This window comes from Lactobacillus nasalidis, assembly GCF_016587775.1.
In the GTDB taxonomy this organism is placed as follows: Bacteria; Bacillota; Bacilli; order Lactobacillales; family Lactobacillaceae; genus Lactobacillus; species Lactobacillus nasalidis.
This window is the reverse complement of the sequence record NZ_BOCG01000507.1, coordinates 1-24,466: the sequence shown is the minus strand read 5'-3', so window position 1 is coordinate 24,466 and position 24,466 is coordinate 1. Positions and strand designations below refer to the sequence as shown.

Sequence of the window (24,466 nt, the reverse complement as noted above, 5' to 3'; positions counted from 1 at the left end):
ATTACTTACCTTCCTTCTTCAAAACCGCTGCATGACACTTTTCAAGAACTGCTTTTGGTGCCTTAATGCAAGTATTGATATCAACCCGAATTACTGGCTTACCTTCAAAACGTTCCATGCTCGTAATCTTTTGATCTGAAGCAATTAATACAAACTCTGCAGCATCAGCCTCTTCTTGAGTAATTGCATTTACAGGACCCATCATTCCTTGTTGCTCCATTTTAACGTTCCAGCCCAATTCCTTACCTGCTTTTTCGATTGCTTTAGCTGCCATTGGCGTATGTGCCAGCCCTGCAGGACAAGCGCTAATTCCTACTACATTGATCATATTTTCTCGACCTCGATTTCCTTTGAAATGTAATTTGCTATTTGCTTTGGTTCTGTCAGTGTTCGCAATTTCTCTTTAAAACTATCTTCCAGTAGCGCAGTAGAAAGCTTAGCCAACATTTTTAAGTGAGTTGTCCCAGCATTTTCTGGCGGTACCATCAATGCAAAAACGTCGGTTACCGGTTGATCGTCATAAGTCTCCCACTCTATTGCATTTTTAAGTCTGACATAGATGATGCCAACTTCCTTCACAACACTGGTCTTTGCGTGTGGTATTGAAAAACCATCTTCCAGTCCCGTTGAAAATTCTTGTTCACGCTCTCGAAATGATTCATTTAGCTTTAAAGCATCGGAAGCAATGCCAATCTTAGTTGCGTATTCAGAAATATATTTCAACAAGTCCAGTTTGTTTTTAATGTCAACATCTACCAATACACTGTATTCATCAAACTTCATTTCTTCACCTCCTGCATTTTTTTCACTTTCCATGATACTTTTTTGCGCGAAATATGAAAGCGCTCTAATTTCCGCTTTTTGTGGAAATTGATTGTTTTAACACTTAACCCTTTGTCCAAGGTAATCTAGCAGCAACTCGCAATACATCATATTCCCCCACGAAAACCACGGCCTAGTAAACTTACTTGGATCATTTGGATCGAAACTTTCGTGAATCATTTCGGTACCTGCAGTTGTGGTAACTAAGGAATATAAGAGTGACAATTTTTCTGATTCTGAATTGCTGGTCAATCCTTGTAACGCCAAAGCCAATGGCCAGACGTATCCTTTCGGTGTGTGAGGGCTTCCTTGACCGCTACAAAATTCTCCTAAGTAAAAATATGGATTGTCCACAGACAAAATAAAGCGGCGCGTATTCTGGTAAAGCTGATCATCAGTAGCTGAGTATCCAAAATATGGTGCTGAAAGCAAACTTGGAGAATTACTATCATCCATCATCAAGGTATTGCCTAAGCCATCAACTTCATAGGCATATGTTAGGCGCCCTCTGTATTCCACCAAACCATACTTTTTTATTCCTTCTTCAATTTCTTCCTTAACTTTAGTTGCTTCTTCAACTATTTCTGGATAATCTAAAACACTTGAAAATAGTTCACAGATGTATCTGAGAATCACTACTGCAAACATATTTGCCGGAATTAGATATCCGTAAGTACAAGCATCATCACTTGGTCTGAATCCTGACCAAATCATTCCTGTATATGCTACTGGAGCCCCTTTGCCTCCATTAGCCAATGTATCTGTTGGTATATCGCATTCTCTCTCAAAAGAATACGGCGAAGATTCATGATGTTGCTCTTGTTTAAATGTCACCAGTACTTTACGAATCCCACTGACGAAATCTTTATTGAACTGTTTTTTTTCACCAGTGTTTTTGTACAAAAGATAGGCGAGTTGAACCGGATAACACAAAGAATCAATTTCAAATTTTCGCTCCCAAATCCATGGTCCCATTTTCGTTTTATCAGTTTGGTGACCGTGGTTATTTGGAAACTCGTTAAAAGCATTAGCATACGGATCCAAATTCATATTAAAGAACTGTCTTTTAATTACTTTGACAATCACATTCCTAATCTTGGAATCTGTTTTAGCCAAAGGTATATAAGGGCGTAGCTGTGCTGCAGAATCACGTTGCCACATGGCAGGGATATCACCTGTTAACACAAACATACTCCCTTGATCATCTTCTACTAATGCCTCTGTCAGTGTATTTAAATACGTTCTTTCAAAAACACGATATAGACGTTGGTCGTTTGGAAGCGAGCTTTTAATATTCTCCATATAACGTTTAACTTGTTCATCAATTAATTCTTTCATTTCGTACCACACTTTCTTTACTTTGATCATAATAGATAAAGCAGTGTATGCAATTCATCCTCTTTCAACAAGAAGTGGAAATTGCTTACATAGATATTAATTGTCGGCTACGATACAATGAGACTTGAAAATCAACTGAAAGTGAGGAACTAATGATGAATATTCTTGATGGACTTGATCCCTTCAAACTAAGAGATAAAGTGAAGCATTTAAACTACCTTAGTTGGAGTCTTTCGTTTATCATTGCGATTATTTGGATTTGGGTCGGAACTAAGTACCATTTTCTCTCCAGGTGGTATTACTGGTTGGTTTTTCTTTTTGCAATTTCTACTGTTAATGCTATTGATACTAAGTATCACAAGCAAAAATAGTATTCTTCCCTATTTTTTATTTCGGTAAAACACCAAAAAAGTGGAATCCTTCTGATATATTCAGAAGTGAGGCTCTATAATTTTTCTTACCGGTGAACATCAATTGTCCATCGGTAAGAATTTTTTTGTTTTAATAGTATAAAAAAGAGGCCCATAGGCCTCGCTATCAAACTTAAAATCATCTTCCACAATTCTCATAAGTATAGAAAGCTGGTCTCTATGAACCTCAACACTAATTATATTAAAGAATTCCTCGATATTGAAGACCCTTGCCTTAATTTCATCAGCTGCACTCGCACCACTTACAGGGGCATGAATGTGATTATGTGCGTAGCCCTGGCTGAGCTCAACGTCTGCCCTAATTGCGAGTCCGACAACTTTATCTATAACGGCTTCAAGACCGTCACTATCCCATATATTTCCGCAAATGCAAGCAAACCCGTCTTTATCAAAGTCAAAAAGCTCGGCATCTTTTGTAAGAACTGCCAAGAATACAGTTATCCTTCCACTAACATTGTCGAAAAGCACTGCCACATCTCCAACGCTGTCAAGCGCAAAATCATATCCGGGCTTACCGAAGACCGTTCTATGACCAGTATTGCCAGGGAAAACAGCGTCTCGGTCACCACTGTTCAAAGATGTCTGGACGAGTGCAGCGCTCAGTTTACCCTATCATTTGACTCCCTGCCTGAACACCTGGCTTTTGACGAATTCAGAGGCATCGGCCGAAAGCTGCACTTCATCTGTCAAGACGGCGAAAAGCACACGATCGTAGTTATTCTGCAGAACCGCTTTAAGAGCACTATCAGAAAGTACTTTGAGCAGTTCCCAGAAACGACCAGAAAGGCCGTCAAAACGATAAGCACTGACCTTAACTGCTATTACGGCTCCCTTGCCAGAGAGCTCTTTCCAAACGCTAAGGTCGTCGTTGATCGTTTCCACATGGTTCAAATGGTGACCAGATCCTTTACCGGCTTTAGAGTGCAATTCATGAAGGAAATGGATAAGACTTCTAGAGAATACAAGCTCCTTAAGAGCCACTGGAAGCTCTATCTGAAAAAGTACAAAGAGTTGGAAGGAACGCACCAAGTCTACAACAGAAGCCTTCGAGCACCTTACACCCAGTCCCAGATTGTTAGCGAGGGGCTTCAATGTGATGAGACTCTGGAAAACACCTACAACTTCATGCAGGACTTCATGTACGCGTTAAAATACAAGGACCCGGAAAAGATAGAAGAATTGCTTAGCGGCAATACTAGACAATACTGTCCGCAGCTTAGAACCACTATCAGAAGCTTCAGAAGGAGCTTTAGGGCTGTTCTAAATGGCGCTGCGCTGCCTTTCTCGAACGGTTGCCTGGAAGGCCTCAACCGCAAAATCAAACAGATTGAGCGCACGGCATACGGCTACTCCAACTTCACCCACCTTCTGAAACGAATCAGACTGGAGCAGAATCTCATTTCACTAAAAAAGAGCGCCAAACGGCTAGAAGCTGTTCAGCACTCTCATTAAATTTATTTACACTCCTTGACAATCATCAGTAAGATTTGACAAAGAGTCACTATTTTTAGTTGCCTTACAGATATCTATGATCTCTTCTAGTCTGACGCACATTTCTATTTCGTCATGTGAGTTGTATGCTTGGTCTAGCAGGTCTTTAACGAGATCTATTGTGAAGAAGAGCTTGTTTTCTTCCAATAGCTCGTCATACCAGACTTCATTACCACCACGAGCCTTTATTTCTGGTGTATTGAATATTTCACCAGCAGTAGACACTAGCTTGCCTTTGCGGGCGTCCTCATCCTTCTGGACTAATGTGGATCTTTTAGACATCAAGATGTAACGTGAATTCTTAAGCAACTTGGCAGCTTCTGAAGAGCCTTCCTCAGCCAATCGTCTTTGTTAATCTTTACGGATCTCGGAAACCACCTTATCGTTGAAGTTCTTGATAATGTGGAAACGATCATAGACGATGTCTAGCTTGGGATAGCGCCCTTTAAAAGCTTCTTCGAAGTCTGAATTCATGTCGCAAGCCACTGCCTCAACTTTTGACATCCACTCATCGCCAACATGATCCATAAACTCGAAAACAACGGCCTTCTTCTTGCCATGGGCTAAGTAGAGAATAATACCCTGTCTCCCAGTCTATGATTGCGGTGGCGTACTTATGGCCATCGTGGAGCTTAAACTCATCAATGGCTAAGTATTTTGCCTGCCTTTCAGGTTTTATGAGTGTCTTGCCATCAGTTGTAAATTTAGACAGTAGAAGAGACTTGTGAATTGACTTTACAGTCATCTTGTCCAAGCCAGTAAGCCAAGCCACTGCCTTTAGAGTAAAGCCATAGCTTAACAGTTTCTCAGTGTATTCTTTTAAAGGTTTGGTGATGCGATAACCATCAGCTTTAAAAGGGATAGACTGGCTTCTAGTGTTGAATTGGCAATCAATGTTAAGACAACGAAAACGTGCATAGGACACTCTGATATTGGTGTGTACTCCACCAATAGCGACGTGCTTAAGAGTAGATTCTAAAGACCCATTTTTAACTAGCTTTCTTGAGCAATTAGGACAGAAAGTATCACCACACTCATCTAGCTTTCCTACAAAGGTTAATCCATCTTCATTTTGAATTGGCTTGCCAACTTGAATAAAGTCGGAAAGACCAGATTTAAAGAATAAGACACCTTTGTTAGGCATAACATCTTGAGTAGCAACTGACAGTTCTGTATAATTCATAGTAAGAAGGGCTCCTGTGTTTTTGTCGTTATTAACATTGTAAGGGACAACCCTTCTTTTTTTATTGCCTATTTTCTATTTACACAAGAATTTATACTGAACCTTTATTCTTGCAATTGGCGATTATTTAATCCTCATCATTATATTTTCTAACGCATCAAGCGCAAATTTATTTCTTAGCCCAATGAGTATCAAACCATATTCTATCGTAGATAATGTAACATCAAACAAAATGATTATTATCGTTGAATTAAATAAAATACTGCCAGCAAAACAAATAGCTACTATAGTCGCTGCACCAACCGCATAAAGTAGAATGTCTTTCCAAAATTCTTTATTATACAGTTTCTTGACTATATCCCTACTATAATATATCCCCAAAATCATAGAAATTGCCTCTGATAATGACGTTGTTATTGCAGCGGCATTCTCTTTTAGTGACGGCATTAATAGCAAGTTCAAAACCAAATTAACTATAGCACTGATCACCGTTATGATCAAAACCTTATTTTCGCGTTTTGCGGGTATCAAGACACAACTAGTAAAAATCCAACTAAAAATTGAAAAGATCAGTGCCGGACATAGCAAACGCAATGAACTAACAGCCCTAATATATTTTGCACTAGAAAGTAATATCACGATCTGGGGCGCCAACATATAAACACCGACAGCTGCTGGAATTGATATCAGAGCTAGCACATTAGATATTTGCAATAATAGTTGTCGATATTCTCTGTATCTATTTCTCCCCCATAGTAATGCAAATCTTGGAATTGTAACGGTTAGCACCGCAGCAATGAGCTGCTTAACAATATTATACATTTTTGTTGAAACAGAATAGATCCCCACAACGTAATTATTGTTTATTAAGCCTAGCAAAGTTGTATCTAAGCTTAAATATATTGTCGTAGCAACTGATGAAGCAAAAATTATTAATATTGGCTTTAGATGTTCTTTCCAATCAATTTTAAGAGTAAACCTAATTGCACAAAACTTTTTAGCATGTAAATAATTTAGTACATTTGAACCCACAGCAGAAAAAACAGTTATACCGGCATAATTTAGGTAATCTCCTGGTTTTCTTACGAAGATGAAAAGCAGTATCACTGATAATATTTTAAATACTATACTTCGGGCTGTAATGTACGTATATTCTTCAAAAATAGTGTATATCCATTCCGTCCCTAATGTGGTAAAAATAATCTGGATGCTAAATATGTAAATACATGCCGCATAGCTTTGTACCTTTGGAAATATAAGGATACATAAGAACAATAATACATACGATGCTATTGTAGAAAAAATATTAATCGAAAACACCTGACTTGAGAAGTCACTGATTTTTTCACGATCATTTCTAAGCTTAGCACCTTCTCTAACCGCATATGTTGCAATTCCTAGGCCAGCAATCAGTAAAAAATATGATACGAAGGAATTAGACCAATTATACTTCCCTAACTCTCCAACATTTAATACCCTAGAGACATACGGAAATGTAATAATTGGGAATATAATATTTAAAATGCTCCGTAACCCATTTAAGAATGCGTTTTTTCCTAATGACTTATTTTTCACGTTTTTTCCTTCTACTCTATATTCGGTAACCAATCATTACGATTTTTCGGAGATAGGGTATACCCATGGCACACCTATAAAAACTAATTTAGGATATTATATAAACACGTTGCATGTTTAACATAATATCAAACAATGATGTCATATTTTTTCTTAGATTTAGAAGAAATAGTATACTTATACTGCATTAAAGTTTTAGAAACCTATTTAAGATTGGATACGTCTTATGCAAAAACTCAAGCATCGTCAATTGAGATGAATCCTTGTAGTATTCACATAGGACGCAATACCATCCCTTTAATTCTCATTTATAGATGTAACTCATAAAATAATCACGCTTCATTAGCTAAAGCTTTTATGAAACATGATTCTCAGATAAGTTTACTTGGAGACCAACCTATGTCAACGTAACGTTATTCTTTAATATCTTTTTTACTAGTATCTTAATGAACCCTACAATATCAAAGATATATTTTCCATGTAGGAACAACAAAACCTCTACTTTTAATTTTCCACTTAGTTTATAACACTGTGTCTCATGTGTTTTAATAAAGCCACTCAACTTTAAATAGTCACTATCCGAATTATTATATTTATATAAATAACTGACTATAGACACGACAGTATTCTTGAAAATTTCACCAAAATATTCTGGATAGTTTTTTTCGATATATTCGCATAAGTCAAAGTTAGCTATAGCTGCATCTTTAAAATGTGCTTTACTTTTACTAAAAGATGCTCCACTTCCGTTTTTTCTATACCCATATAACTTGCTATTAGTTAAAAGGAACTTTTTAGCCTTATCAAAAGCCATATAACAAAATTCCATATCTTCACACATAATCATTTTGTTTGGAAATGAGATGCTATTTTCTATTATTAGTGATTTTTTAAAAATTTTATTCCACGGAAATGTAGCAAAGTCTGGGTCTAACAGAGAATGGATGGCCTCTTTCTTACTTATCTTCAAGATTTTTTTCTTTTCGACGTCATTCGTCCCTTCAAATTTATTTTTTAAGAGATATCCAAAAATGTATATATCAAAATCGGTGGTAGTTATTGTTTCAATAACATTTGAAAGAGCTCCATTTAGTAGAATATCATCACTATCAACGAACCAAACATATTTTCCAGTTGCTAGTTTCAATCCGAAGTTTCTTGCTTTAGACACTCCACCATTCTTTAAATGTACTACTTCAATATTATCATTGTTTTGGGAATACTCATCACAAGCTTTAGCACTACCGTCTGATGAGCCATCGTCTACTAAAATGATCTCCACTCTAGCATTGTTTTTAATTTCATTATTTATGATCGAATTAACACACTCTTTTAAATAATGCTTAGAATTATAAACTGGTACTACAATAGTTAATAAAGGGGAATTTTCTTTCATAGTTTTTAGCTTTTAGTTTTTAATTTAATAATGTGACATTTTCTCTCTTTACTTTAGCCGGAGAACCAGCAATCATACAATGTGACTTCGACATTTTCAAACCAAGAACTAATGAACAAGCACCCACAATACTGTACTCACTAATTACCGTGCCTTTCAAGATGGTTGATTGTGCTGCTACCCAACATCCTTTTTTTAAACAAATAGGTGCAGATTCACCACCAGTCACACCTTTCTTATTAACGGCATGACCATCAGTGTCCCGGATGCTTACTCTCCATCCTATTAGAATATTATCTTCTATAACGCTTCTATCTTCGCATTGAAATAAGAAGTCTCTATTAGCATATACGCTTTCACCAATCGTTAAGCTTCCACCATCAACAAATATGTTGCAACCTTCGCCAAAAATACAATCCCCGTTAAAAATCAACTCTCCACCATTCAAAACGCTTAACGAAGATGAGCCATATGAAATGAAGCTAGAACCTTGGAACCCTATTTTGATCATAAATCTAGAAACAGGCGCTTTTATGATTATACTTCCTCTATTAAGCTTGCTCTTCACTTTATAATTTATTTTGATTGGAAGCAAAATAGCTTGCTTAAACGGTAAATATCTCAAATTAAAAAATATCGTATACATTAAAGATAATAGCTTGGACATAAAACAGATTCCCTACTTATATTTCTATCACTTGTGAACTAGAATAAACAGCTGCGATAATTACAAATCCTATAAAGCTAAGACTTATAGTAATCTCAAATATAGCCAAAACACTATACATATCCAACATCGCAATAATTGGAATAAGAAAATTTTCCTTTTTTTTGTCTATTTGGTAGATAGAATAAATTGTTAGTAGAGCTAAGAATGTAAAAGAAACTATACCTACTTGTAATATGATATCCCAAAACCCATTCTGTGTATTCGGCATATTTAAATAGTTATGAATTACCTCATACGAACTACTAGGTCCGTATCCCCATAACCAATGTCCCGACATTAAATGTGGCAGCTCCTTATAAATGTTCATACGTCCTGTCAGGGTAACACCTCTATCAAGGGATCTTACAAAGAGTTTTTGATATATATCTGTTTCAACAATATAATTATAATTATATACAGATGCGAAGGAAAGTACTGATATTACAACCCATAGTAAAGGATTTCTGGTAATTTTCTTCGGAAGTAAAAAGGCTAGTACAATGAAAAAAAGTACACCCATAACTCCGGTAATACAATCTACTAACAATGATATGGTTAAAGAATATAGAATCAATACTAGCGTAATATTCTTCTTTGTTTTATTACCTAAAGCTCCTTGAAAAATATAGAAAGCTACCATTTCTAAGTGCATATATGAAACAGAAAATTTATTTCCTAATAAGTAGCCTTGTGTTGCCCTAAAAACTGCCATTTGAGGAATGAAAACTAAGTCATTTATCAAACAATATATTAAAGAGATCACAAAGAATTCTTTTATAATTTCTTTGCCATCACCTCTCTCTACAGAATAAACTAGCATTACAAAAAAAGACAATATTCTAAATATAAAATATATTCCTGCTTGCCAGCTATTCATCTGCATATAGCTTTCTCTACTACAATACGTAGAATATAATGCTCCTGCCCAAAAAAGAAATAGTAAGATTTCGATTTTAATTTTTGACCTATTATAATTCGCATACTGAAGCACTATCAAAGCAATAAATAAACTAATAGCTATTCCTATCATGTTGATTGCTTTTTGAAAAGAATCAGGAGTTAGGGTACCAAATAACAAATTAAATAAAAAAATGATATAATAAATTCGATCAAATTATGTTTGCTTAATACAATTTTTTTGTTCATTAGTATCTACCGGTTCACCATATACGATCATGGTTCTTTCTCATCACTATTAACATACAGTTCAGATTCCTAGTTTTTTCTTTAGACCGTCTTTTTTCCATTTTAACAACAGCTTAAATTTCCTAAATGAATATACTCTGTGCTTTATCTTTTTAAAATTACTTACAGTGACCTTTTCTTCATCCATGCTATAAAATCCGTCTCCAAGAATTTTTATAGCAGAAGTTTGTAGTACCTTTTTGTCCACCTTCATTTTTCGTTGTTGAAAATGCATGTACATGTATTCTTCGCTATATATTTTTCCCTTTTTCAACTGATACCGTAAAATTTTTCCATTATCCCAAACGAAGATCGAATCGTGATATTTCTCGACTTTAAAGCTATTACTTTCAGGAACATAACGTATCCTTTGCAAATTCGCTGGGGCAATATTGCAATTAAATGACCAGTCTTCTTCTAAAACTTTTTTATTATAGAACTTAAAAAGCGTGTTAATATTATGTGTTCCACCATACGTCTCGTCAAATACAGTAGTTTTTGGCGACAAGAATGATTCTCTATACCATATCTTACCATTTACAGGTTTCATAAACATCCTGTTATTTTCGTAATTATTTTTAAACATCACACAATGCCCTAAACAAAAGAGTTTATCATATTTTCTCAGTATGTCATCCGTGATAAATGCATTCATGTCCCCAAAAATTGTATCTAAATCACAGTAGCCCCAAAATTCGAATTCCTTTATGTAGTCTTCAAATATATAGCCAAATGCTGGCTTTAAGTCACAAATTTTATGGTACTCTTGTATTTCTGGTTCAAAGCCTAACTTATTTTTAGTTATGTTAAGAAATTCATTAAAGCTCATTGACTTCAAAACTACATTTTTAGGTACTTGATATCTATGCTCATCATCAGTAAAAACAAGCCATTGGTAATCAAGTTTTTTTTCACATGACTTCGCAAAAACCTCAAAGTAATTTGGTAATTTTCCAAAATATGGAATGATAAAACAGCACTTTTTCATTTAATTGCTCCATACTATATATTATCGATAATTTTAACAACTATTAGACAATCAGTTTCCGCCAAAATTGATAGACCAAAATAAGTTCACTACAAGTACTAGATAAAGCGCAGAGTACCGTAAGCCTTTACAACAACTCTATGGAATCTAAAAATTCTATTATCAAGACGAGGTCTATATAGTATGTAGCCAGTTTTTTTCTATTATATAGCGTAGACTGCGATTTGATTTGGTTTAAATAAAGTAAGCTCATTTTTTTAATCAGATGCAACTTTTAATTTTTTTAGCTGGAATCCCCGCAGCAATTGTATGTGCTGGAACATCGTGAGTCACTACGGCACCAGCTGCTACTACAGCGCCAGTACCTATATGAACTCCTTTAGTTATAGTGGTATTTGCTGCAATCCAAGCATTATCTTCAATTACAACTGGCGCTTTAGTCAATCTGTCTTGAACCACACCCACTGTATCCATTACATGATCATGATCTACAATTACAACATTATTTGCAATAGTAACATTATCTCCAATAATTACACTATCTGCAGCTGTAATGGAGCAATTGTGATTAAAAAAGACATTATCTCCAATTATAATATTTGCGTCCGGCAGTGCCTTTAAATATAACGGCCCTTGCGTCATCAAGAACTTTCCAATTTTTAATGTAGCATTTGACTGCAATTCAAACTTATTTATTCCACGAATAGAATTTACTATGTGCAAATCACACCTATTCCCGTATCGTAGCTTTAAAAATACGAAGAAAAATATTGCTCTTACACCTAAAAAAAGCTTCTTCATAGTTTACCGCTTATTCCTCTATCTATTCTAGTAATCCATATTTGGACAAGACAGCCAAAATAGTTACACATTTATTTTTAACCATATGAATAAAAACTTTTTGACTAATCCCCAATTGGCTGACCGGGTAGGCTTTTATCGCCTCTTGCAAAACCAAATTTGAACATATTTTTCTTATGCTTTGCTTGATCTCATGAAACGATCTTCCTTTCTCTAAAGCAAAACAAGATCTTACATTTATAAATAAATTTTTAGTTAGCCTTAGCCTAGCTTCATCACAAATTTTTGTATAAACCATTTTATTGGTCATATACTCAAAAAAAACAACACATTTTTCGAAGCGATCCGGTCTATACGTTTTGGACAACGAAGTCGGATTAGACCTATAATAATACGACGTTGAATCAATTATTTCTGTGTTCGTTGAATACTTAAAATAGTCAGAATCCCATACAATATCTTCAGAAATATATTGCCGTTCTGATACAAACGAAATGTGGTTTCTTTTAATTAATGAAGTTGAATATAACACATTCCAAACAGATGCTTTTATAGAATCATGTTCTTTTGGACTGCTTCCCAGCATTTTACAAAAAACTTTGCTGTAGCATTCTTCGTCATTAAAATCCTCTTTAGGATATGATTCCACATATATCTTCTCCCCTTTATCGGTAATTTTAGTAAAACCACCGATAACGGTATCATTCTCACCATGCTTTAACCCATCTACTAATTGTTGAACTGCATCAGGTGCTAAATAGTCATCACTGTCAACAAAAGTTACATAATCTCCCTTAATTCTTTCCAAGCCATAATTTCTAGTCAACCCTAGTCCAGTATTATTTTTATGATACGCAGCAACATTAGAATATTTTTTGGCAAATTGATCACATAACATTCCACTGCCATCCCTTGAGCCATCGTCAATTAATAGGATCTCTATATTTTTATATGATTGAGCTACCAAAGATTCAACGCACTGTGTTAAGTACTTTTCGACATTATATACTGGTACAACAACAGATATTAACGGCAGCATAAGATATTCCCCCTTGTTTTAATAATCAGAAATTACAAGAATAGATTGACCCTTACATTAGAACCTAGTCGATATGAATGCATATGACAGACGTTAGATGTGATCATTTTCTGCTTCAAGGAACACATCTGAAGTTTTAAAATCTAGGGCAGAGAGTTAGACCAAAATATTCAAGGCAAACATGTCTACGAACCTGGGTTCATTGTTAGTTGGACAACACTTAGATACTCTGTTGTATTTAGATCAGTAGTACTTCCAAAGTTTATCAATATCATTCATGATGATGCCCAAAGTCTTTTCTTCCATACTTAATCATGGAAAAATTGGTATATTTTTGTGCAGAATAAATATTATATAACACTATATATTCTCATAGAAAGAAATATATTTTCTTTGCAAGACATCAAACGAAAATTCTTCATCATAAGTCTTTTTGACAGCACCTTTCATCGATATCTTTGCGTTCTGATCAATAGCAGTGATTACCTTCTCAGCTAAATCTTCGCTATCCTTTGGTTTAGCTAAGTAACCATTATAACCGTCTTGAATCTCTTCCGGGGTGCCATCTACAGCCGTACCTACAACTGGAACCCCTACACTGAATGCTTCAATCGGCGTTAAAGGCAATCCTTCCCAAAGAGAACTAAGTACAACTAAATCAAGCTGACTCATCAAATTTTGGACATCTTTACGAAAGCCTAACCACACAATTGCATCCCAAACACCTACATTCTTAGCTTGTTGTTTAAGCTTATGCTCAAGCTCACCAGCACCAATAATAATGAATTTCGTTTGTGGGTACTTTCCAAGAATGCTAGGCATCGCGTCAATAAAGTATTCAAAGCCTTTTTGCTCCGATAAACGGCCAACATTACCTATCAGCTGATAATCTCTTTCATGCAATTCCTTCAAAGTTGGTTCTTCAACAACAGGACCTTTAAACGGTTCAACCGCATTATGAATGACAGTAATATCTTTTAAGCCAAAGGTATCCGCAAGATTCTTTTTAACCATCTCTCCACAAGCAATTAAGTGCGCATACTTATATGAAAAGTGCGTGAATTTCACTTTATCGTGAAATGTATTGTGACTAGTGTTGATAAAGACACACTTTTTATAGAGACCTAACAAAGTCACATAAAAGGCAGCCATTCTATGGTGAGTGTGGATTACTGTAATATTCTCTTGTTTAACTACATGTTTAAGTTTAGAGGCAATATTTAATACTACCTTGGGATTCTTATCTGCTAAATCTGGGATCTCATAGAACTTGATTCCAACCTTTTTCAAAGCATCTTGATCAAAGCCATTACCTGCGCAAACAACAATTTTATTAACCAGCGGCTTAAAAATTTCACACAGTTGCAAAACAACTTTTTCAGTTCCGCCATGCATCGGCGCTCTAGCAATAAATAGAATGTTTTGATCTGCTAATTTCATTGGCAAGTCTCCCTCCCCATACAGCAACAATACGGTCACTTTACTAATTTAAAGCACAATTGTTATATTTAATTTTGTTGAAGCCGTTTCAGCAATCTTTTATACTTTCAACACCTTATGAATTAGCTGCCAATAGCCAACAGCTACTACGTAACTAACAATCAGAGCAATTAATCCCAGTACCAACTGTCGTCCTAAGCCTTGGAAACCAATCATAAAAATAGTTGTAAAGACTAGAACATGAACTAAATACCATTCATATGAATACTTACAGATTGGCTTCCACGCTTTCTTCGTGTCCTGACCTAAAACAGCATACAACCACATCGCTAAAGAAATATATCCAAAAAATGCTGGAATATCGTTCAAGCTCTTTAGGCTTAGAAATTTAAGTGATATAAGTCCTTCTAAACTAATGCCAATAATTGCTATTATAAACAGCGGCCACTTTTTAAATTCCAGTTTTCTGCCGGATTTTAGTAACTTAGCTACTTCCATTCCAAAACAAAATTCCCACAGAAACTGTAAAAAGAAACTATTCAAAACACGTTCGTCGCCAAAGCCCATAACTGTCACCAAACATGACCAAGATAAACTGATAATCATAGAGCCAACGATGAATTGTCTAGCATCTAGTTTATCCCTAATCTTGCACAGCAGAACAAATACAAAGTAAAACTGGAACTGTGTTGATAAATACCATAGTTGGATGCCAAAACTACCTTCATATTTTGGTACAAACATTTTAAACAGAAAGATGTGACTAAGCAACGCGGCAAATCTGTCAGAACCCATATACATCCAGGGCAGAAAAAACGAGATTATCACAATCAAAATGTATGGAATATAAATCTTTCCAAATCTTTTTCTCATAAATTCGGTAAAGTTCGTTGGATGCTTAAGATAGCTTAAGTATAAACCGCACCCTGAGGAAAAGAAGAATATATGCACCCCAGTGCCACCTAATGAAGATGCTGTAATGACAATAGACGGCAAAGCCTTCAAATAATTTTGACACAAGTGCATCAAGACAATTGTAATTATTGAGAATGCTTTTAAAAAGTCCAGTATCTGAATATGCCCTCGCTTATCAAGTACAAATCCAGAGACTAGTTCATTGTCTGTCTGTCTGTCTGTCTGTCTGTCTGTCAAGATTATGCTCTCCTTTGTCGTAAAGTCAACCGTAAACTAGATTTATTTTTTATTCTTGTACTTAAGAGCTAGTTTAAAAATTTTACGATCATCCACCAAGTAGCGCTTAGCAAGTCGCTTAGGATCTTGAGTGATTCTATAGAGCCATTCAAAACCATGGTTAGCCATCCACTTTGGAGCACGCTTGATTTGTCCAGCTTCAAAGTCTAGACTGGCCCCTAAGCCCAAACTAACTGGAACACCGAGGCGTTCACGATTGTGATAGATAAATTTTTCCTGCTTAGGAGCTCCAAGTCCAACAATCAAAATCTGTGGAGCAGCATCCTTGATCATCTTGGTGATCTTTTCCATCTCAACTTCATCATTTTCGAAGCCGTAAGGTGGCGAATAAATACCACAAACATCCAATCCCGGATAACGTGCTTCTAAGTTCTTAGCAGCTCTAGCTGCAACGCCTTCAGCTGCCCCTAGGAAGAACATCTTATAACCTTTTTTTGCAGCCCTCTCACAAAGTAGAGGGAAGAGATCTGAACCCGAAATTTTTTCTCTAATTGGTGTTCCATACCACTTGGAGATCCAGATGAGTGGCTTACCATCACAGAGAATCAAATCTGCATGCTTATAGACATCGACAATTTCTCCACCGCGCTCTAGCTGAATGATGTGATCAACGTTAGGAGTGACAACGTAAGCATTCTTATTAGCAGCAATTAAGTCGTCAATTGCATCCAATGCTTCAGTCATCGTCAAGTTGTCAATCTCCGTGTTCATGAACTTAATTCGTGACATTATTTTTCTACCCACCTAAAAAATGTACGCTTAAAGACAGAACTGCCTTCAAGCTTACATACAATTATATATTCTATTCTTTACTACCAAATTCGTAGCTAGATTTATCACTAACTGAGATGTCGGAACCAATTTGAGTTTCCAAAACAGACAAGTTAGTTCTTGCGATAATGGTATGTTTACTACCAGCCGGTAGAGTAATCACACTACCAGGTTGAATGGCCTTCTCTATGCCATCAACCACAACGCGACCAACACCTGACAGAATCGTCCAGACCTCCTCACGGAAATCATGACTGTGATAAGACATTCTATGACCAGCCTTCATGGTTGCTTTGGCTACTAGGTTGTTTTCACCAACACTGATAATCTGATACGAACCCCATGACTTATCAGCATAACGTACATCAGTAGCAATTTTTTCAACATATGGCTTCATATATCCTGATTGTTCTTTATCAGCTACTAAGATACCGTCACCTGACGCAGCAACAACCATGTCATGTGCACCCATTACTAAAATAGGAATATCCAGCTCATTAATTACGTGTGTATTAGTCGTCGTGTCATCCAAGGTGGCATTACCAATCACGTTGTCGGCCATTACCTCGGACATCATGTTCCAGGTACCGACATCACGCCATTCTCCCTTGTAACGAAGAACGTTAATGCTACTTTCCTTTTCAACAACAGCATAGTCAAAACTGATCTTTTCACATTTATCGTATTTGTTGTAAAGGTCTTGGTAATTTTCAAAGTCAATCAGCTCGTGCGCCTTTTCCATTAAGTATGACAGCTTAAAGGCAAAGATGCCTGCATTCCAGACAGCGCCCTGCTCCAAGTACTTTTCTGCAGTTGCACGATCTGGCTTTTCCTTAAATTCTTTAACTGGACTGACCTTGTCCTTTGATTCAGGGATGATGTAGCCATACTTTTCAGAAGGGTAAGTTGGTTCGATACCCATCAAAGTTAGGTTGGCTTGACCAGCAAGTTTCCCAAGCTGTTCGACAGCCTCATAATAGCTATCATCAACGTAGGGATCAACGGGACAAACAACAACTGGTTCGTCATCCTTTACGCCCATTTCATCGTGTAAGTATGCTGCTGCTAAAACAATAGCTGGGAACGTATCACGGCGCATCGGCTCAACGCATACTGAGACATCTTCACCTAATTGATTGTGAATTGCAGGTACTTGAGACTTGCTAGTTGCAATCGTGACCGTTGCATCCTTGTCAACACGCTTAATTTGACGATAAACACGTTGAACCATTGATTCATGCTTGTCGCCATTTTTGAAAAGCTTAATAAATTGCTTACTTCTGACATCGTTAGACAATGGCCATAAACGCTTGCCGGAACCACCTGAAAGTAAAATGATGTTCATTTGATTTTTCCTTACTTCATGTACTCAGCTAATTGATCAGCAACTTTCTTTTCTGTTGCTTCTGATTCTTCCATCGTATCTGAAACAATAGAAACGTAAGCTTTCAGCTTAGGCTCAGTACCTGAAGGACGAACAACAACTGAACTTTCACCTTCCAAAAGATACTTCAGCACATCTGACTTAGGAAGCCCATCCAAACCTTGACTGTAGTCAAGGGTCTTAACCACCTTGCGACCACCAAATTCATCGATGCCTTGGTGGAAGTGCTTCATGATCTCTTGCATTTTTTCGAAGCCAGATGAACCTTCAAAAACGTATGAGTGCAGAGTGTTCAAACGGTAGCCATATTGCTTGTAGAGGTCTTCAAGCTTCTCTAAAAGACTAATACCTTGAGTCTTGTAGTAGGCAAACATTTCACAGACCATGAATGCACCACCAATAGCATCTTTGTCACGTACATACGTACTTGACAGGGTACCGTATGATTCTTCAAACCCGAAGATGTAGTCATCCAACCGTCCTGCCTTTTCCAAGAGGCCAATTTGTTCCCCAATGAACTTGAAGCCAGTCAGAACATCTATCGTCTTTACACCGTAGTGATCAGCAATCTGGTTGCCCATGTCTGAAGTAACAATAGTCTTGACCATGACTGGGTGCTCCGGCATCGTGCCATGCTTGATACGTTGACTACAGATGAAGTCAAACAGAAGCAAACCAATTTCATTCCCGGTCAAAAGACGGTAATCTCCATCCTTAGTCTTCACACCAACACCACAACGGTCCGCATCTGGGTCAGTAGCTAAAAGGATATCAGCACCAACCTTCTTGCAAGTGTCAAGACCAAGCTGCATTGCTTCACGGTATTCTGGGTTAGGGAACGGGCAGGTTGGGAAGTTACCATCTGGCATTTCTTGTTCCTTAACCAACGTAATATTAGTGAAACCAGCTTCTTTTAAAGCTCGAGTCATTGGAACACGGCCAGTACCGTTTAACGGAGTGTAAACAATTGCCATGTCACGATTGATATCTTCAGTAACAACCGATTGCTTCTTAACTTCTTCAATAAATGCAGTTAACACTTCATCTGAGATATATTTAATCTTACCTGCTTCCAAATCAGCATTGAAGTCGCCCATCTTTACGTCAAAGTAGTCAATAGCTTCGATTTCCTTAAGGATTTCAGCAGCAGTTTCGGTAGTGATTTGACAACCATCGTCACCATAAACCTTGTAGCCATTGTACTTAGCCGGGTTATGCGATGCAGTAATCATAATACCAGCTGAAGTGTGCAAGTAACGAGTCGCAAATGAAACAGTAGGAACCGGGCTCAGTTGTGGCCAAATATTAACTTGAATGCCGTTCAAAACAAAGACAGTTGAAGCAACCTTTGCAAAAAGGTCTGATTTAATCCGTGAGTCGTAGCCGATTGCAACAGATGGGTTAGTATACTTTTTATTTAAGTAATTACTTAACCCTTGTGATGCTCTAGCAACAGTGTACACGTTCATTCTATTTGTACCTGCACCAATCGTGCCACGAAGACCACCAGTACCGAATTCCAAATCACGATAAAATGCGTCTTCGATTTGGTCTTCGTTCATACCGTTGAGTTCAACACTTAAGTCTTGATCAGCAATCGCTGACTTTGACCATCTACTGTATTCATTCTTGATATTTTCTTTTAACATTCGTCTTTCCTCTAAAATCTACTAGTGCTCAATCTTCATACATCCCGTTCGGATGAAAAATAACACCAATTGTCTTAAAAATGATCCAAATATCAAAAAAGATACTGCTACGATTGATGTATTCAATGTCCAATTGGACCATTTCCGCAAAGTCTGCCGCGTTCCGACTGGTTGCCTGCCAAAGGCCGCTACAGCCTGGCTTAACTAACAAACGTTGCTTGTCATAATCAGTATACTGTTCAACCTCATTAGGAAGTGGCGGACGCGGACCAACAAGTGACATGTTACCAATCAAAACATTGAATAGTTGCGGCAGTTCGTCCAAACTATGCGCTCTAATAAGCTTGCCAATCTTAGTAATTCGGGGATCATCGTGCATCTTAAACATAGCCCCCTCAACCTCGTTTTGATCCAAGAGTTCCTTTTTCATCTTCTCGGCATTAACCACCATGGAGCGGAACTTGTAAATTCGAAATGGCTTCTCATCCTTACCAATTCTGATCTGTGAGTAAAAGACTGGACCACCATCTTCGCCATGAATCTTAATTGCCAACCACAAAAAGAGTGGTGATAGCAAGATTAAAGCGACAGAGGAAGCCAGAACATCAAAGAGTCGCTTAATTCCGTGGTAGAAAGGCCGGCCCTTAACCTTTTTGGGGTCAACATATGTTGGACTCATTCCCATATCCATTATTCCTCTCCTTCTTCCAAATTTCTTTTTAAAACAAGCCTAAGAACTTCTTCCGCTTATTAGGGAATGGCTGCCAGTTCAAATAAACTGGATCGCCATTGATTACAGCTTGTGCATTGCTTAAAAAGCTCTGTCTTCTTTCCTCACCAAATTCCTTTGCCAACTTATTCAAGGCTTCCCCCAGCTGATACTGGCGCTTAGGCAAGTCGTGCGCATCACTGGCAAAGAAGGCACATTGGCCAGCCTTAATAAACCCCCGGCTACATTCCTCAATTTCTTTGCCAAACAAGCCGGTATATGAACTAGCAGTAATCTGCACCAATACTCCCATTTCCAAGAATTCCTGTAACTTTCTAGGATCTGCCAGGATTTCTCTGTTTCGTTCTGGGTGAACGATAATTGGCGTGATTCCTCTGCTAGCCAGTTCATATACCATATTCTTGGTATAATGCGGAACTTCATTGCTCGGTAATTCCAAGAGCATGTACTGTCCATCTTCATCACAGAAGAGGATATCGTCATTATCAAGTGCTTCGATCAAGCCACCAGATAATCTGACTTCTTGCCCTGGGAAAACAATTAACGGAATACCTGCTTGGTCCAGCCGATCTTGGAATTCTTCGGTCAGCTTGATCACATCTTGCTTATGGTTGGTGTAACGCCCGTTCAATGTGTGAGGCGTACACAAAGCATGCGTCACACCATCTGCAACAGCATCTTTGGCAAGCTTCAGTGAAACATCCCAAGACTTTGACCCATCATCAACGCCCGGCAAAATGTGACAGTGTAAATCAACTACTGGCATGAGCTACTTCTTTCTGCCAAAGAGGCCTTTTTTCTCCTCTTCTTCACCATAACCGTAGCCGTAGCCATAACCGTAGCCATAACCGTAGCCACCGTCACCGTCACCTTCAACATCGTTCATAACATAGCCAAGGATTGGTGAGTTGGTCAGCTTTAACAATTCAACTGCCCGCTTGACTGCAGCCTTCTGTGACTTACCTTGCCGCACAACCAGAATCGTCCCATCCAGAGAACTAGTCAGTTGCTGAGTTTCGGCTGCGTCCAGAATTGGCGCCAAGTCCAAAATGACCATGTCATACTTTTCTTTCAGGCCTTCAACCAAGTCAAGCATGTGCTTGGAACCTAAAAGTTCTGAAGGATTTGGCGGAATCGGGCCAGCAGTAAGAATTGACAAATTTTCTACGCCGCTCTCCCGAATCACGCTGCTTGCGTCCATTTCCTTAGTCCGGCTAGTCAACAAAGTTGTCAAGCCATTGCCGTTGGAAACGTTGAAGGTTGAGTGTAAAGTTGGCCGGCGCAAGTCAGCATCTATCAAAATCGTCTTCTTACCTGCTTGAGCCATAGTAATTGCCACGTTGGCACTGACTGTTGACTTACCGGCACTGGCCATAGCAGAAGTAAAAGCAATCGTCTTAACTTCCTTATCAACGTTCATGAAGTTGATATTAGTCCGAATGTTTCTGAACTGTTCAGAAATAACACTCTGCGGGTTAGCCAGAGTAATCAGCTTGGCCCCATTCTTCATCGTTTCGTTATCTAAGTGCTTCTTCTTAAATAAAGCCATGTTGACCTCCTAAACCCGTCTTCTGGAATTGCTGCGTTTTTCAGCACTCTTGGCAGTAAAAGTCCAATCCTTTGGCATCGTAATTGAGGCTACTTCACCCAAATTGACTAAGCCCAGTTCTTCGCTCATGAAGGATTCTTCCCGAACAGTCGTGTCTGACAAGTCTCTAATGATAATAATTAGCAGACTAATTACTAAACCAGCTAAAGCACCAATAATAGTAATCATTTTTACTCTTGGATAAGACTTCGTTCCCTTAGAAGCTTCCGCAACAATTGTCACATTGTTGACATCCATGATCTTAGGGATCTGCTCTTTAAATTCCTTGGCAACCGCATTGGCAATCGCTTGTGCCTTGGCTGGTGTTTCAGCAGTAGCTGACAGGGTAAAAACCTGAGAGGAAGTCGTGGTCGTCACTGAAACGGCTTGTGCCAGCTCACTGGCTGAAATCGAGTAGCTCTTGCCGTCACGCTTGTACACAGCTGCCTGAGCTTTAACAGCCTTCTTGACCAAGGTTCTGGTCCCATCGTCATTAGTCCGGTAAACTGCCTTCTTGGCTGGCGTTGCCTTTTTAACCAAAGTAACAGGGTTAGCTAAATACTTGGAAGCCCCCTTAAGGATAACCCGGCTAGTAATAATATCCTTATAGGTAGTAACCGCGTTAACGTCCGCCTGCTGATTTGCATATGCTTGACCTGCATCACTTGACTTACGATTTACCAACAGCTGGGTGCTAGCGGTGTACTTTGGCACCAGAAGATATTCCGATACTCCATAAGCAATCAAGCCCAGGCCGATCATCCAGATCAAAATGCTGATGACGTGCTTCTTGATTAAGACGAAAAGTCTGCGCAGATCGATGGTTACTTCTTCATTGCTCTGTTGTTCAGCGCTCACTAGTTGTCCTCCTTATAAACGTTGACTTTCTTGATTCCTAAAGTTTCCCGGATATTGTCGGAAATCCGCTGTCTTTCCTTGGTCGACATAACTTCAACTTCCATGTTGCCAAATTTCTGGTTGTTGACACTGCTGCTAGTCCCTTGAGCATAGTCGGACTTGACACTGCTCGTGGCCCCACGGTAGTTCATTGCCAGACTAGTCATGTTGTTCAGGGTCAAGTCGGTTTGCATGCTGTCGCCTAAAGACTGCATAAACGAACTATTTAAAATCGTTTGGTAAGAAACGCTCTTCTTAAGCGCAGCGACCATAACCCGGCGTTCTCTGTCTTGGCGACCGTAATCTTGACGAGGGTCACCGTGACGCAACTGAACAAAGGCCAAGGCTTTCTTACCAGAAATGTGATAAGTTTGTCCCTTCTTAAATGAGTATCCCATGTTGGTAAAAGTCAGCGGTGATACAACATCGACCCCACCCATCTTGGTGATGATCTTCATGGTACTCTTCCAGTTGACCAGAACATAGCCATCAATTGGCACACTATAGTACTTGTCCAAGGTCTTGATGCTTTCGCTGACTCCGCCCAAAGAATAGGCGCTGTTCAGCTTGATCGGCGAGTACTGCGGGTAGTCAGGCAGGTTGACCTTGGAGTCCCGGGCAATCGTCGTTATCCGGGTCTTCTTGGTGCTTGGGTTGACCGTGACGAACATCATCAAGTCGGTTAAGCCTTGATATTTCTTCGTGCTCCGGCCTTCAGCCCCCGTGTCTGTCCCCAGAATCAAGAGGTTGACTGGCTTCTTAGCCGCCAAGATCTTGTCTAGACTTGACCGGTTCTTGTTTGAGCTAGTGCTCTTAGAAACCGGCGTGTACATCGTTGTTGCCGCGTCTCTAGCGTTCTTGTAGGCATAACCTGCTACCATAAAAATGCCTAGTAACAAGACACCAACAATCCCGGCAATCCAGCGTCCCACATGCCGCTTGCGCCGATGATGGTGGTGATGATGGTGGTGATGGTGGTGAACACTATTTTTATTAGGTTCATTCATGATGCTTCTTCTTACTCTCCTAAAATTCCATACTCTTCTTTTATCGATATCTTTTCCAATGATATTTCATCCTTATTGGATAAGGTTCGCTACTATGGATTTCACGTCCCACAATATCATCTTAATTATACAGCACTTTTTTGTCATCAAAAAGAGTAAAAAGCGTTTCCAATAGTATTACAATGATTCATCTTTACAAATAATATTATAGTTGTGAATTTAAGACAAAATTTGCGCTTTTTTTCGTTATATTATTTACAATAGTAAACAGATAAATGTACAAGTTATACATATAGAAAGGAATCTACGAATTGATCGACAATCAAGCACATGAAACAAAAGCTTATTTAGCTGGCGTCAACTTGAACGACCCAAATTTCGACTATTCTATGACTGAACTGGCCAATTTGGCTGAAGCCAATAACTTTACCGTCGTCGGGGTCAGCCAGCAGAAGGCCGAAAACATCGTCGCTTCCAGCTACCTGGGCAAAGGCAAGGTCAGCGAGATCAAAGCCCTGGCCCAAGGATTGGGTGCCAGCGTCCTCATCGTCAACGATGAACTGACTCCCGTCCAGATCCGCAACCTGGAACACATGACCAAGCTCCGCGTGATCGACCGGACCGAACTGATCCTGGAAATCTTCTCCTCCAGGGCCCGGACCAAGCAGGCCAAGCTGCAGGTCCAATTGGCACGCCTGCAATACGAACTGCCCCGGCTGCATCCCTCTGAAAACAGCCTCGACCAGCAGCGCGGCAGCGGCGGCTCCACTGGCGGCGGCTTCGCCAACCGCGGGGCCGGTGAATCCAAACTGGAAATGAACCGGCGGACC

21 protein-coding genes and 2 pseudogenes are annotated in these 24,466 nt (G+C 38.6%); 2 read left to right on the top strand and 21 right to left on the bottom strand.

The features are described from left to right. Nucleotide 1: 1 nt before the first annotated feature. From lacNas_RS09885 to lacNas_RS09875, 3 genes are all read right to left on the bottom strand, one after another. A complete protein-coding gene (locus lacNas_RS09885) occupies nucleotides 2-325 on the bottom strand; it encodes a PTS fructose transporter subunit IIB (protein WP_201331408.1) in 324 nt (107 codons plus the stop codon). Next, the gene (locus lacNas_RS09880; protein WP_201331392.1) at nucleotides 325-783 is read right to left on the bottom strand and encodes a PTS sugar transporter subunit IIA; all 459 of its coding nucleotides are present in this window, start codon (nucleotides 781-783) and stop codon (nucleotides 325-327) included. Before lacNas_RS09880 ends, lacNas_RS09885 begins: the two co-directional genes overlap by 1 nt. Before the next feature lie 96 nt (nucleotides 784-879). After that, the gene (locus lacNas_RS09875; protein WP_201331391.1) at nucleotides 880-2,160 is read right to left on the bottom strand and encodes a glycoside hydrolase family 125 protein; all 1,281 of its coding nucleotides are present in this window, start codon (nucleotides 2,158-2,160) and stop codon (nucleotides 880-882) included. 590 nt (nucleotides 2,161-2,750) lie between these two features. On the opposite strand from lacNas_RS09875, the pseudogene lacNas_RS09870 reads away from it, so the two are divergent. Then, nucleotides 2,751-4,062: pseudogene (locus tag lacNas_RS09870) on the top strand (ISL3 family transposase). A gap of 29 nt (nucleotides 4,063-4,091) precedes the next feature. Here lacNas_RS09870 and lacNas_RS09865 read toward each other — a convergent pair. The 18 genes and pseudogenes from lacNas_RS09865 to lacNas_RS09780 all read right to left on the bottom strand — a co-directional run. Beyond that, nucleotides 4,092-5,265: pseudogene (locus lacNas_RS09865) on the bottom strand (transposase); the annotation flags it as partial. Between the two features lie 123 nt (nucleotides 5,266-5,388). After that, nucleotides 5,389-6,840 carry a flippase gene (locus lacNas_RS09860; RefSeq protein ID WP_201331389.1) on the bottom strand — a complete coding sequence of 484 codons (1,452 nt, stop codon included), beginning with the start codon at nucleotides 6,838-6,840 and terminating at the stop codon, nucleotides 5,389-5,391. 397 nt (nucleotides 6,841-7,237) lie between these two features. Then, the gene (locus lacNas_RS09855) at nucleotides 7,238-8,236 is read right to left on the bottom strand and encodes a glycosyltransferase family 2 protein (RefSeq protein ID WP_201331388.1); all 999 of its coding nucleotides are present in this window, start codon (nucleotides 8,234-8,236) and stop codon (nucleotides 7,238-7,240) included. Between the two features lie 19 nt (nucleotides 8,237-8,255). Further along, nucleotides 8,256-8,903 carry an acyltransferase gene (locus tag lacNas_RS09850; RefSeq protein WP_201331387.1) on the bottom strand — a complete coding sequence of 216 codons (648 nt, stop codon included), beginning with the start codon at nucleotides 8,901-8,903 and terminating at the stop codon, nucleotides 8,256-8,258. Between the two features lie 16 nt (nucleotides 8,904-8,919). Then, complete coding sequence (locus tag lacNas_RS09845) at nucleotides 8,920-9,975, bottom strand: O-antigen ligase family protein (protein ID WP_201331386.1); 1,056 nt, start codon at nucleotides 9,973-9,975, stop codon at nucleotides 8,920-8,922. Between the two features lie 177 nt (nucleotides 9,976-10,152). Continuing rightward, nucleotides 10,153-11,118 (bottom strand): DUF6625 family protein, encoded by a 966-nt coding sequence (locus lacNas_RS09840; RefSeq protein ID WP_201331385.1) that lies wholly within the window; start codon nucleotides 11,116-11,118, stop codon nucleotides 10,153-10,155. A 261-nt stretch (nucleotides 11,119-11,379) separates the two neighbouring features. Further along, nucleotides 11,380-11,919, bottom strand: a complete 540-nt coding sequence (locus lacNas_RS09835) for an acyltransferase (RefSeq protein ID WP_201331384.1) — start codon at nucleotides 11,917-11,919, stop codon at nucleotides 11,380-11,382. 22 nt (nucleotides 11,920-11,941) lie between these two features. After that, nucleotides 11,942-12,958, bottom strand: coding sequence for a glycosyltransferase family 2 protein (locus lacNas_RS09830; RefSeq protein WP_201331383.1), 1,017 nt, complete (start codon nucleotides 12,956-12,958; stop codon nucleotides 11,942-11,944). A 360-nt stretch (nucleotides 12,959-13,318) separates the two neighbouring features. Beyond that, entirely contained in the window at nucleotides 13,319-14,398 is a 1,080-nt protein-coding gene (locus lacNas_RS09825; RefSeq protein ID WP_201331382.1) for a glycosyltransferase family 4 protein, read from the bottom strand. A 99-nt stretch (nucleotides 14,399-14,497) separates the two neighbouring features. Further along, on the bottom strand, nucleotides 14,498-15,550 hold the full coding sequence (locus tag lacNas_RS09820; RefSeq protein WP_201331381.1) for an acyltransferase family protein: 1,053 nt from the start codon (nucleotides 15,548-15,550) through the stop codon (nucleotides 14,498-14,500). 42 nt (nucleotides 15,551-15,592) lie between these two features. Beyond that, nucleotides 15,593-16,321: a WecB/TagA/CpsF family glycosyltransferase gene (locus tag lacNas_RS09815; RefSeq protein ID WP_507762786.1), complete on the bottom strand. Its 729-nt coding sequence runs from the start codon at nucleotides 16,319-16,321 to the stop codon at nucleotides 15,593-15,595. Nucleotides 16,322-16,412: 91 nt separating this feature from the next. Then, the gene (locus lacNas_RS09810; RefSeq protein WP_201331379.1) at nucleotides 16,413-17,726 is read right to left on the bottom strand and encodes a sugar phosphate nucleotidyltransferase; all 1,314 of its coding nucleotides are present in this window, start codon (nucleotides 17,724-17,726) and stop codon (nucleotides 16,413-16,415) included. Nucleotides 17,727-17,737: 11 nt separating this feature from the next. Beyond that, entirely contained in the window at nucleotides 17,738-19,414 is a 1,677-nt protein-coding gene (locus tag lacNas_RS09805; RefSeq protein ID WP_201331378.1) for a phospho-sugar mutase, read from the bottom strand. 28 nt (nucleotides 19,415-19,442) lie between these two features. Further along, the gene (locus lacNas_RS09800) at nucleotides 19,443-20,105 is read right to left on the bottom strand and encodes a sugar transferase (protein ID WP_201331377.1); all 663 of its coding nucleotides are present in this window, start codon (nucleotides 20,103-20,105) and stop codon (nucleotides 19,443-19,445) included. 28 nt (nucleotides 20,106-20,133) lie between these two features. Continuing rightward, a complete protein-coding gene (locus tag lacNas_RS09795) occupies nucleotides 20,134-20,910 on the bottom strand; it encodes a tyrosine-protein phosphatase (protein WP_201331376.1) in 777 nt (258 codons plus the stop codon). A 3-nt stretch (nucleotides 20,911-20,913) separates the two neighbouring features. Further along, entirely contained in the window at nucleotides 20,914-21,693 is a 780-nt protein-coding gene (locus tag lacNas_RS09790; protein WP_201331375.1) for a CpsD/CapB family tyrosine-protein kinase, read from the bottom strand. A 9-nt stretch (nucleotides 21,694-21,702) separates the two neighbouring features. After that, nucleotides 21,703-22,590, bottom strand: coding sequence for a YveK family protein (locus lacNas_RS09785; protein WP_201331374.1), 888 nt, complete (start codon nucleotides 22,588-22,590; stop codon nucleotides 21,703-21,705). Then, nucleotides 22,590-23,636, bottom strand: coding sequence for an LCP family protein (locus lacNas_RS09780; RefSeq protein WP_201331373.1), 1,047 nt, complete (start codon nucleotides 23,634-23,636; stop codon nucleotides 22,590-22,592). Before lacNas_RS09780 ends, lacNas_RS09785 begins: the two co-directional genes overlap by 1 nt. Nucleotides 23,637-23,947: 311 nt before the next feature. On the opposite strand from lacNas_RS09780, the gene lacNas_RS09775 reads away from it, so the two are divergent. After that, nucleotides 23,948-24,466 (top strand): HflX-like GTP-binding protein (locus lacNas_RS09775; protein ID WP_507762785.1); only part of this gene is annotated, 519 nt, incomplete at its 3' end.